The 9,053-nt window shown below is 67.6% G+C and carries 10 protein-coding genes; 2 read left to right on the top strand and 8 right to left on the bottom strand.

Annotated features, from left to right (window positions below):
- The 7 genes from ACE5C1_RS07335 to ACE5C1_RS07305 all read right to left on the bottom strand — a co-directional run.
- Positions 1–116, bottom strand: a 116-nt coding sequence (locus tag ACE5C1_RS07335) for an alpha/beta fold hydrolase (RefSeq protein WP_374943409.1), incomplete at its 3' end; no start/stop codon positions are given.
- 379 nt (positions 117–495) lie between these two features.
- Positions 496–933 carry an SOS response-associated peptidase family protein gene (locus tag ACE5C1_RS07330; protein WP_374943408.1) on the bottom strand — a complete coding sequence of 146 codons (438 nt, stop codon included), beginning with the start codon at positions 931–933 and terminating at the stop codon, positions 496–498.
- 176 nt (positions 934–1,109) lie between these two features.
- The gene (locus ACE5C1_RS07325; protein WP_374943407.1) at positions 1,110–1,334 is read right to left on the bottom strand and encodes a hypothetical protein; all 225 of its coding nucleotides are present in this window, start codon (positions 1,332–1,334) and stop codon (positions 1,110–1,112) included.
- 110 nt (positions 1,335–1,444) lie between these two features.
- Positions 1,445–1,750: a hypothetical protein gene (locus ACE5C1_RS07320; protein WP_374943406.1), complete on the bottom strand. Its 306-nt coding sequence runs from the start codon at positions 1,748–1,750 to the stop codon at positions 1,445–1,447.
- A gap of 3 nt (positions 1,751–1,753) precedes the next feature.
- Positions 1,754–5,023: an error-prone DNA polymerase gene (locus tag ACE5C1_RS07315; protein WP_374943405.1), complete on the bottom strand. Its 3,270-nt coding sequence runs from the start codon at positions 5,021–5,023 to the stop codon at positions 1,754–1,756.
- The gene (locus ACE5C1_RS07310; RefSeq protein WP_374943404.1) at positions 5,023–6,804 is read right to left on the bottom strand and encodes a DNA polymerase Y family protein; all 1,782 of its coding nucleotides are present in this window, start codon (positions 6,802–6,804) and stop codon (positions 5,023–5,025) included. Before ACE5C1_RS07310 ends, ACE5C1_RS07315 begins: the two co-directional genes overlap by 1 nt.
- On the bottom strand, positions 6,722–7,426 hold the full coding sequence (locus tag ACE5C1_RS07305; RefSeq protein WP_374943403.1) for an ImuA family protein: 705 nt from the start codon (positions 7,424–7,426) through the stop codon (positions 6,722–6,724). Before ACE5C1_RS07305 ends, ACE5C1_RS07310 begins: the two co-directional genes overlap by 83 nt.
- 268 nt (positions 7,427–7,694) lie before the next feature.
- On the opposite strand from ACE5C1_RS07305, the gene ACE5C1_RS07300 reads away from it, so the two are divergent.
- Together ACE5C1_RS07300 and ACE5C1_RS07295 are read left to right on the top strand one after the other, a co-directional pair.
- Positions 7,695–8,297 carry an alpha-ketoglutarate-dependent dioxygenase AlkB gene (locus ACE5C1_RS07300; RefSeq protein ID WP_374943402.1) on the top strand — a complete coding sequence of 201 codons (603 nt, stop codon included), beginning with the start codon at positions 7,695–7,697 and terminating at the stop codon, positions 8,295–8,297.
- Between the two features lie 106 nt (positions 8,298–8,403).
- Positions 8,404–8,667, top strand: coding sequence for a DksA/TraR family C4-type zinc finger protein (locus tag ACE5C1_RS07295; RefSeq protein ID WP_374943401.1), 264 nt, complete (start codon positions 8,404–8,406; stop codon positions 8,665–8,667).
- Here the strand turns inward: ACE5C1_RS07295 and ACE5C1_RS07290 are convergent, their stop codons facing one another.
- Positions 8,668–8,877 carry a hypothetical protein gene (locus ACE5C1_RS07290; protein WP_374943400.1) on the bottom strand — a complete coding sequence of 70 codons (210 nt, stop codon included), beginning with the start codon at positions 8,875–8,877 and terminating at the stop codon, positions 8,668–8,670. It lies immediately after the preceding gene.
- Positions 8,878–9,053 lie beyond the last annotated feature (176 nt).

Here is a 9,053-nt window from a genome sequence, read left to right as displayed (position 1 = left end):
TGCGCGTCCCACATGTCGGCGGCGAGCGGCCAACCGTGGGTCAGGATCACCGGGCGGCCGCTGCCCCAGTCCTTGACGAACAGGTCGGTGCCGTCACGAGTTTTCACGTAGGCCATCGGCATCACTCCAGTAATTCGGTTTCGTCGAAAAACGACGAAGTCCTTGACGCGTTCCCAAGTATACGGGTCAGATGTCCTTGATTTCTATCAATGTTTGCCGTCCGCCTATCCTGGATAGCTTGTCCGTGGCCTGCGGCCACGCTCACACCGCTAAGGCGCATCGGGGGCGAGACGTTCACGTTGCCGACAACGGGCGTCTACACGCGACCTTTTCGACGACGAGCGCGTTTGAGAACGAAAGGGTGGTAACTGACGAGCCGCGCGCCGCCAGTCGTCAGTGCGCCCGTCCGACCCCGATGAACAAAAGTGCGCTTACTTCATTGGCTCGCCCGAAACCGGCCGGGCCGCAATCCACCACCCTTCAGACAGCAACGTCCTACCCGACGGATAGAAGCTGTGAAGGGAACGCGCACGCAAGCGGTAGGGCGTCCTGTAATTGTGGCTGCAGCCACCGATCGAAATCCTCTTCATGGAGGATCACTGGCATCGCCTTTGGATGGATCGCACCGACGACGTGGCCGGCAGGGTCGCCGTCATAGCCGCAGGTCAGGAAGGCATAGGCCGCCCCGTCACCGACTGGTCGCCAGACGCCGGCGAACGCGAAGATCGGCCGTGACGGCACCGCAAACCAATGCTTGGTCTTCTTGCCGGTCACAGGGTCCGGCTCGACCGACCATTCCTGAAACTCCGTCACCGGCACTAGGCATCGTCGATTGGGGGTGCTGAGCGCGATGCGCCAGAACGGACTCGTATAGTTCCGCACGTTGACCACCGGCGACTTCACGCCGGGAGGTGGCGGAAACCCCCAATTCATCGCGCTGAGCTGGCGCGCGCCGTCGATCTCGCGGACGACATAGCCGGGCTTCGACGCCGAGACGTAATCTTCTCGACCGTCAGCTCGCTGCGCCAGTCATCGCTTGACTGGAAGTAGGCGTTGAACTCGGCGCGGCTTACCTTGATGTTATATAGGTTGCACATCAAGCGATCCGATCACGAGCGGTAGCGCGATACAAGCCTCTTCCACTCGCGTTCATCCGGGTATGGCGGCTGCGGTCCTTCGGACCGCTCGCGGCCGACCTCGATCGCCGGCGTGGAGCGATGGCCGTCTTTGCGGCATGCCGAGCAGGCGAACCGGCGCGCCGCCCCCTGTAGATCATCGGTCCAGCCGCGTTGCTGGAACAGCCACCAGACCGCAATCGCATCGAGGACGCGCACCGATCGGCAGCGCCGACACGTCAATCGCAGGCTTCGGCGATGCAGCGCGCATTGCTCAATCGTGCGCAGCGCGCGACCGACATGATCGCGATCGTCGGTTTGTCCGGGCGTCACGCGGCACCGCGGGTCGGAGGCGGGGCATCCTCGAAACGCCCCGCCCGGCGCAATTGCCGGACGATGCCGTTGAACGCCGCGGTCGTTCCCTGGGCGCGCCCGATCTCATTGTCCTGCCCTGCCGCGTCCCAGAACAGTTCCAGCGGCCAGCGCTCCGGGCAATGCGTGAGCAGGCAGCGGAGCGCCAGGCGCACCTCGACGACATCGACCTTGACGCTTCCCGCGCGGATCATCGCGCCGCGCAGGACGTGGACCGCCAGGCCGATGACGATCCGCTGGTGGCGAGGCAAAGCATCCGCCATCGATCAGCGAAAATCGCGGGTCTTCACCCGAACGACGGCTTCGGGGTCCATACCCTCGGCATGAGGCGGCCAATAACTATCGCGCGGTCGCCAGCCCGGATCGCCGCGATCGGGCGAACCGGCGTGGCGCGCGCCGTCACCCCTCCCGGTGTTGTGCGGGATTGCCATGCCGCCGATCCGCGACAGCATGGGCGCCTCGTCGGTCAGGGTGTCGATGATGACATGGATCACCTCCCCCTCCCGCTGCACGCGGCCCGATAGCGTGACCATGTGCGCGGTCATAACGGTACGGCGCTGCTTCTCGAACCGATCGGGCCAGAGGATGCCATTGGTGACCCCCGTCTCGTCCTCGATCGTAATGAACAGCACGCCCTTGGCGCTGCCCGGCTTCTGGCGAACGAGTATCAGCCCGGCCACCTTCACCCGTCGCCCATCTCGCAGCGATGCGAGATCTCCGCAGCGAACGATGCCGGCGCGGGTCAGCTCGTCGCGCAGGAAGGTCAGGGGATGAGCACGCAGCGAGAGCTGGAGCGAGCGGTAATCCTCGACGACCTCGCGCCCGTCGGTCATCGGCGTCAGCGCGACGTCCGGCTCGATCCCCTCCGGGCTGAACGCGGCTTCGCGCTCGTCTGCCGCGACGAACAGCGGCAGTGGGGCCTCGCCCAGGCCGCGCACTTTCCACAGACCCTGCCGGCGATCCTCGCCGAGCCGGAGGAACGCGTCGGCCTCCGCTAGGCGCTCGATCGCGCTGCGCGGCACGCCCGATCGCCGCCAGACTTCCTCGACCGACCCGAATGGCGCAACCCCGCGCGCGGCGACGATGGTCGCGCCGTGGACGTTTGCCAGACCGTTCACCTGCCGAAAGCCAAGGCGCACCGCCAGATAGCGCCCCCGCCCGGGTTCGAGGGTGCAATCCCACCGGCTCGCGTTGATGCAGACTGGGCGGAGCTCCACGCCGTGATTACGGGCGTCGCCGACGACTTGGGCCGGTGCGTAGAAGCCCATCGGCTGCGCATTGAGCAGGGACGCGCAGAAGACATCGGGATGATGATGCTTCATCCAGCAGCTCGCGTAGGCGATCTTGGCGAACGAGGCAGCGTGGCTCTCGGGGAAGCCGTAGGAACCGAACCCCTCGATCTGCTTGAACGTGCGTTCGGCAAAATCGCGTGGATAGCCGCGTGCGACCATGCCCTCGACGAGCTTGTCGTAAAAGTGGCTGACCCCGCCCGTCACCTTGAACGTCGCCATCGCGCGACGGAGCTGATCCGCCTCGGCGGGCGTGAACCCCGCGCCGACGATCGCCACCTTCATCGCCTGTTCTTGAAATAGCGGCACGCCCAGCGTCTTCTCGAGAACGGCGCGCAGCTCGGGCTTGGGATATTCGGGGCGTTCCAGCCCCTCGCGCCGACGCAGGTAGGGATGCACCATGTCGCCCTGGATCGGGCCGGGGCGGACGATCGCGACCTCGATCGTCAGGTCATAGAAGCGCGCCGGCTTCATGCGCGGCAGCATCGCCATCTGCGCCCGGCTCTCGATCTGGAAAGTGCCAAGCGTGTCGGCTTTCTGGATCATCGCATAGACGTCCGGGTCATCGTCCTGCAGGTCAGCCATGCCGACCTGCACACCCTTTGCGTCCTCCAACAGGTTGAAAGCGCGGTTCATGCAGCCGAGCATCCCCAGGCCCAGGACGTCGACCTTCATGAATTTCAGGGCGTCGATATCATCCTTGTCCCATTCGATGATCTGGCGATCCTTCATCCGCGCCGGCTCGATCGGCACGAGATTGTCGAGCCGCTCGTGCGTCAGCACGAACCCGCCTGGATGCTGCGACATATGGCGCGGTGTCCCGATCAGCTTGCGCGCGAGATCGAGCGTCAGCCGGAGCCGACGATCCGACTTGTTGAGATTGAGCTGATCGAGATGCTGTTCGCCGACGCCCTCGACCGACCACCCCCACACCAGGCCGCCGAGCGCCTTGGTCAAATCCTCGGGCAGGCCGAGCGCCTTACCGACATCGCGCACCGCGCCGCGCGCGCGGTAGCGCTGCACGACCGCGGTCAGCGCCGAGCGATCACGGCCATAGGTCTCGTAGATCCACTGGATGATTTCTTCGCGGCGTTCATGCTCGAAATCGACATCGATATCGGGCGGCTCCTTGCGCTCGCCCGACACGAACCGCTCGAACAGCAGTTCGTGGCGAATCGGATCGATGCTGGTGATACCCAGCACGAAGCACACGCAGCTATTGGCGGCCGACCCCCGCCCCTGGCACAGGATGCCCCGCCGGCGGCTTTCCGCGACGATGGCGTTCACGGTCAGGAAGTAGGGCGCGTAGCCCAGCTTCTCGATCAGACGCAGTTCGTGGCCGATCTGGTCACGGTGCGCCTGCGGCACGTCCCCTGAGAACATGCGTCGCGCCGCCTCATCGGTCAGGCGCACGAGTGCCTCGTGCGCGGTGAGACCATCCAGCACACGTTCGTGTGGATATTGATAGGCAAGTTCGCCGAGGTCGAAAGTGCAGGCGGCAGCGATATCCTCGGTCGCGGCGATCGCGTCGGGGAATGCCACGAACCGGCGCGCCATTTCTTCCGGCGACTTGAGGTTTCGATCGGCGTGACGCTCGCGCCGAAACCCCAGCGCGTCGATCGTCGTGCGCTCCCGGATCGCGGTCACGACATCCTGGAGCAGCCGCACGTCCGACGCATGGTAGAGGACATCGCCGAGCGCGACCCCGCGCACCCCGGCACGAGCCGCCAGCGCGGCGAGGTCATGCAGCCGGATATGCTCGTCGGGCCGGCGCCGGTAGCTGAGGCCGCAATACGCGCGCACACCGAACCCGCGTGCGAGATCGGCAAGATGGTTGCCGGTCGTTTCGTCCGCCTCGTCCGGCAGCAGGATCGCGATCATGCCCTCGGCCGCCGCCGCCACATCGGCCCAGCCCAACGCGCAGCCGCCTCTCCCAGCCCGGCCCTTGCCGAGGCTCAACAGGCGAGTCAGCCGCGACCAGGCCGGTCGATCGGTCGGATAGAGCAGCAGCGACCGACCGTCGTCGAGAACGACACGCGCGCCGGCAATCAGCCGGACCCCGGTTGCCTTCTGCGCCTCCCAGGCGCGAACCACGCCGCCGACCGTATTCCAGTCGGCGACGCCTAGCGCGGAGTGTCCGAACAGCGCGGCAGCCGCGAACAGCTCGTTCGGCGACGACGCGCCGCGCAGGAGCGAATGGTGCGTCGTGACCTGGAGTTCGACATAGATGGGCTTGGATGCGGGCATCAGCCGAACAGCCCGTGCATCCACCAGCTCAGATCGCCGGTGGCTACCTCCACGCCATCGCCGCGCCGGAACAGCCAGAACCGCCCGCCGACCTCGTCCTCAACGCGGTAATAATCGCGCACCGCCCACACTTCCCCGTCGCGCCGCCACCATTCGCCGTGAATGCGTTCTGGCCCGTCTCCGGCGACCACGACATGCGTGTCGCCGCGCCACGAGAAGCGGCGTGGCGGCGCATCGGGCAGCAGCGCGATCACGTTCCAAAGAGGCTCCGGACGACTGAGCAGCCGCGCCGGGCGCCGCCAACGCGGCCAATTGCCCGCCTCGTCCAGCGCGCCGATCCGGGCGACCGCCCGCTCCGGCACGTCGCTTTCGACCGGCCGCGTTCGGAACAGCGCCGCCTCGCCGACGCGCCCGGCGAGGCGATCGACGGTGACGGCGAGGTTCGGGGCGTTGTCCTCGCCGGTCAGCATCGTGCCAAGCGGGGTCGCGCCGAGCGGCTCGGCACGGACCGCGACAATCCGCACCGCTTCGATGCCGAGGCCGGGATCGATCCGCTCGATGCGTAAGCTGAACATGCGGGTGAGATGAGTGGCGTCGCGGGTGGCACGCGACGTCCCGATCGCGAGACGCTGGTCAATGCCATCGACGCGCGCGGCAGTCAGTTCGACGGCGCGCGCGCCGAGGCCCCGCATACGTAACACGTCGACGAGATCCTCGACGACATCGCGGATGACGGTCGCGATAGCCTCCGCCGTGCTGATCGGCTCCAGCAGACGGCGCTCGGCCGTCGGCGCCTCGAACGGCAGCACCGGCACGATCGGCTCGGCAATGCGGCCGATCGCCTGGTCAAGCCGCTCGACGCTGGCCAAGCCGAGCCGACGGGCGAGCGGGCCGCGCGGCATCGGCAGCAGGTCGGCGACCCGTTCCAATCCGAACCGCGCCGCAGCGGTCAGCGCGCCCGGTTCGATCCGCAATGCTGCGAGCGGCAGCGGGGCAATAGCAGCGACCTCCCCCCCGGGCGGCACGATGACGACGGACCCGCGCGCGAATCGCGCCAGCGCGTGAGCCGCGCCGGGGGTGCCGGCGACCGCTATCCGCGCGGTCAGGCCGAGTCGCGCGCAGAAAGCACGCACGCGTCGGCAGAATCGCTCTTCGCCGCCGAACAAATGCGTCGTGCCGGTCAGGTCCAGCCATAGCCCGTCGCCGATCGACGCGGCGATCGGCGTCCAGTGCAGGACCGCGTGCAACGCGAGGCGATCGAGCAGCGCCTGGTCGGCATCGGGATCGGCGGGGCGAACATCGAGGTCGACCACCAGCGCGCGCGCCTGCGTCGCGGCCATGCCTCTGCCCAAGCCGAGCGCCAGCGCGGCGGGACAGGCGGCGGTGATGACCTGCCGCTGCCCGACCGCCGCTATGAGGATGAGCGGCGTTGCGGCGACCGTGGGGGCCGGCGGTGGCACGGCGACGAGATCGACCCGTGGCACGGGACCGCGAAAGGGAGGCGGCGCCGGCTCCGAGCGCCGCCCCAGCTCGCGGCCGGGCGGACGCTGGTGGAGGGGGAGCGTCGCCGCATCGACCGCCACGTCGGCGCGCGACTTGCCATCGCGCGCCCAGCGCGCACCGGGTCGCCAGCCTCCGCCACGCGGGACCGAACAGGCGCCGGGGTCGTCATCGACCGGCTCGACGAGTGCGGCGCGCTCAGGCAGCGCGCGCGGCAGCTCGTTCCTGCGCAGCCGCTCGATCGCGAGCTGCGGCAGAAAGAGCGAGGCAACCCTCGCCATCGCAAGCCTCCAGTACCAATGAAAAAGGTTCGCCGCCGCGTTGGCGGACGAGCTCGACCTGCCAGCAGGCACGACCGACCCCGGGCAGGCCGAGCCGGGCCGACGGCGCCGACCCGATCCGCCAGCGCGTGACCGCCGCCGACGGCTCGGCGAGCGGGCAGGACGCTGCCTTGCGCCAGCGCCGCAGGATCACGACCGGAACGCCGCCCTCGCTCGCGGCAAGCTGGAGGCGACGGGTCGCCACCATGTTCGCGCGCTTCACTTCGGCGACGACCACCGCCATTGCGCCTTCGCGCAAGCCATCCTCGGCGACCGCCAGCACTTCGGCATCGTCCTTGCCTTGCGCGAACAGCAGCATGTTCGCAGCCAGCCCGGCCTGTTCGAGACCGGGCGCGTAGAGATCGAACCGGGTCAACGCCCACAGCACCTGGCCGCCCTCCCGCGCGCGTGCCAGCCGCGCCACGAGACCCGCCACGAACAGCGTCGCAGCAGCATCGTCGGAGAGCGACGGCGACGCCGCCGCGACGTCGTGAACGGCGTCGGTAGCGATCCCGCCATGACCAAGGCGCCCATCCATCTCCGCCACGCCGGTCGCCAGCGCCGGACGCGCCGACGTGGCCATCGCCGCGACATGGGCGCGCAAATCGGCAATAGAGGCCGCAGGAGAATCGGAAACACGCATGGGACTCGGGGGACTCGATCGTTCGCCTTATGTTCCGCGTTACGTGCGGGATCGTCAAGCGGGTACGTCCGGCTAGATGGCAGGCGTGATGACAGCGAACCGTGGTCGGCGGCGGCATGATCTTCATCGCTGCGCTTAAGCGGTGGTTCGACGGCGCTCCCGACCAGGCAACGCTGCAACGCCTCCCTACATAGGACATCCGCCCACCTTGCCGGTCGACCAACCAATGCTTCAACCCGACCTCTTCGAACGCCCCTTGGTGGCAGGCCTTGCCTTCCAGACTGACCTGATCACGCGCGAGGTGGAGACCGAGCTGATAGCGCGGATCGACGCGATTGATCTTGCACCGTTTCGGTTTCAGGGCTGGCTCGGCAAGCGCGTGACCGCGTCGTTCGGCTGGCGCTACGATTTCGAAAATGCCAGCTTCGGCCCGACCGAGCCGATCCCGGATTGGCTTCTGCCCATCCGTAACAGCGCGGCCGCGTTCGCGGGCTTGGCGCCCGATAATCTGGTTCAGGTCCTGCTGACCCGCTACGATCCAGGAGCAGGCATTGGCTGGCATCGCGACAGGCCGGTGTTCGAGCATGTCGTTGGCATTTCGCTCGGCGTCGCGGCCACCATGCGCTTTCGCAGGCGCAAGGCGAGCGGGTTCGACCGCGCGAACGTGCCGCTGCCGCCACGATCGGCCTATCACCTGAGCGGCGAAGTGCGATACGATTGGGAGCACAGCATTGCCGAGATGGACGTGACCCGCTGGTCGATCACGTTTCGCAGCCTCTCCGCGAAGGGGCTCGCGGCGCTCGATCGATGACTGGGACCCTCAGCAACCGGACCGTGCAATCCGTGCACCGCCCCGGGGGTGGAACCGACCGAAGCGTCTCGACTTGGTGTTTGGAGTTTAACGAAGGGTTGGACGGATGGCTGGCGGTTGGACCCGCGATGGCGCGGTGCAGGACCAGATCGACGATACGGTGCTCGACGCCGTCCTGAGCGCCCGGGCAAGGATACCGCTCGGCGAGGGCGCGGACTATTGCGATGATTGCGGTGAGGAGATCCCGGAGCGGCGTCGGCTGGCGCTTCCGGCAACGCGCACCTGCGTGCCCTGCCAGTCCGCACGCGACGCGACGATCCGATCCTCCGGCATCAACCGGCGGGGCAGCAAGGATAGCCAGTTGCGGTAATCAGGACCCTGGGGACGTCGGTTCGACCGCGACACGGTCCATCTCGTCTAACCGCTCGGGCACCTCGAGAAGCTTGAGCGCAGCCGCCGTGATCGCCTCGGCAATCGTTGGATAGGTCTCGGCCGAATTGATCGACACCCCCGTGGTGAACGCCAGGGTGGCCTGGAAGCCGTTGCCCTTGGGTGTCGCAGTCAACGTCACGCTGGCCATCACCGGTGCTCTCTGCCGTTCGAAGTCGGCAGATCGTAGCGCGGACCAGACGGGACCGATAGAACCGCCGTCCGGCTATCCCACGTGTGGCGATTCCGAAAAGCTTGAAGCGGCGCGCTGCCGCTAACGCAGGACGACGGGCGCGCCCGCGGGGACGCGCTCTATCTCCGCTACGC

This window comes from Sphingomonas sp. (genome assembly GCF_964263785.1).
Classification (GTDB): Bacteria; Pseudomonadota; Alphaproteobacteria; order Sphingomonadales; family Sphingomonadaceae; genus Sphingomonas.
Note: the sequence above shows the minus strand (reverse complement) of the source record. Positions and strands in the feature narration are given on the sequence as shown.

What these genes read in the sequence shown, in the direction of transcription:
- ACE5C1_RS07310 (WP_374943404.1), bottom strand. Translation starts at nt 6,804, where the DNA reads ATGGCGAGGGTTGCCTCGCTCTTTCTGCCGCAGCTCGCGATCGAGCGG.
- ACE5C1_RS07330 (WP_374943408.1), bottom strand. Translation starts at nt 933, where the DNA reads ATGAATTGGGGGTTTCCGCCACCTCCCGGCGTGAAGTCGCCGGTGGTC.
- ACE5C1_RS07295 (WP_374943401.1), top strand. Translation starts at nt 8,404, where the DNA reads ATGGCTGGCGGTTGGACCCGCGATGGCGCGGTGCAGGACCAGATCGAC.
- ACE5C1_RS07305 (WP_374943403.1), bottom strand. Translation starts at nt 7,426, where the DNA reads ATGGCCACGTCGGCGCGTCCGGCGCTGGCGACCGGCGTGGCGGAGATG.
- ACE5C1_RS07315 (WP_374943405.1), bottom strand. Translation starts at nt 5,023, where the DNA reads ATGCCCGCATCCAAGCCCATCTATGTCGAACTCCAGGTCACGACGCAC.
- ACE5C1_RS07290 (WP_374943400.1), bottom strand. Translation starts at nt 8,877, where the DNA reads ATGGCCAGCGTGACGTTGACTGCGACACCCAAGGGCAACGGCTTCCAG.
- ACE5C1_RS07320 (WP_374943406.1), bottom strand. Translation starts at nt 1,750, where the DNA reads ATGGCGGATGCTTTGCCTCGCCACCAGCGGATCGTCATCGGCCTGGCG.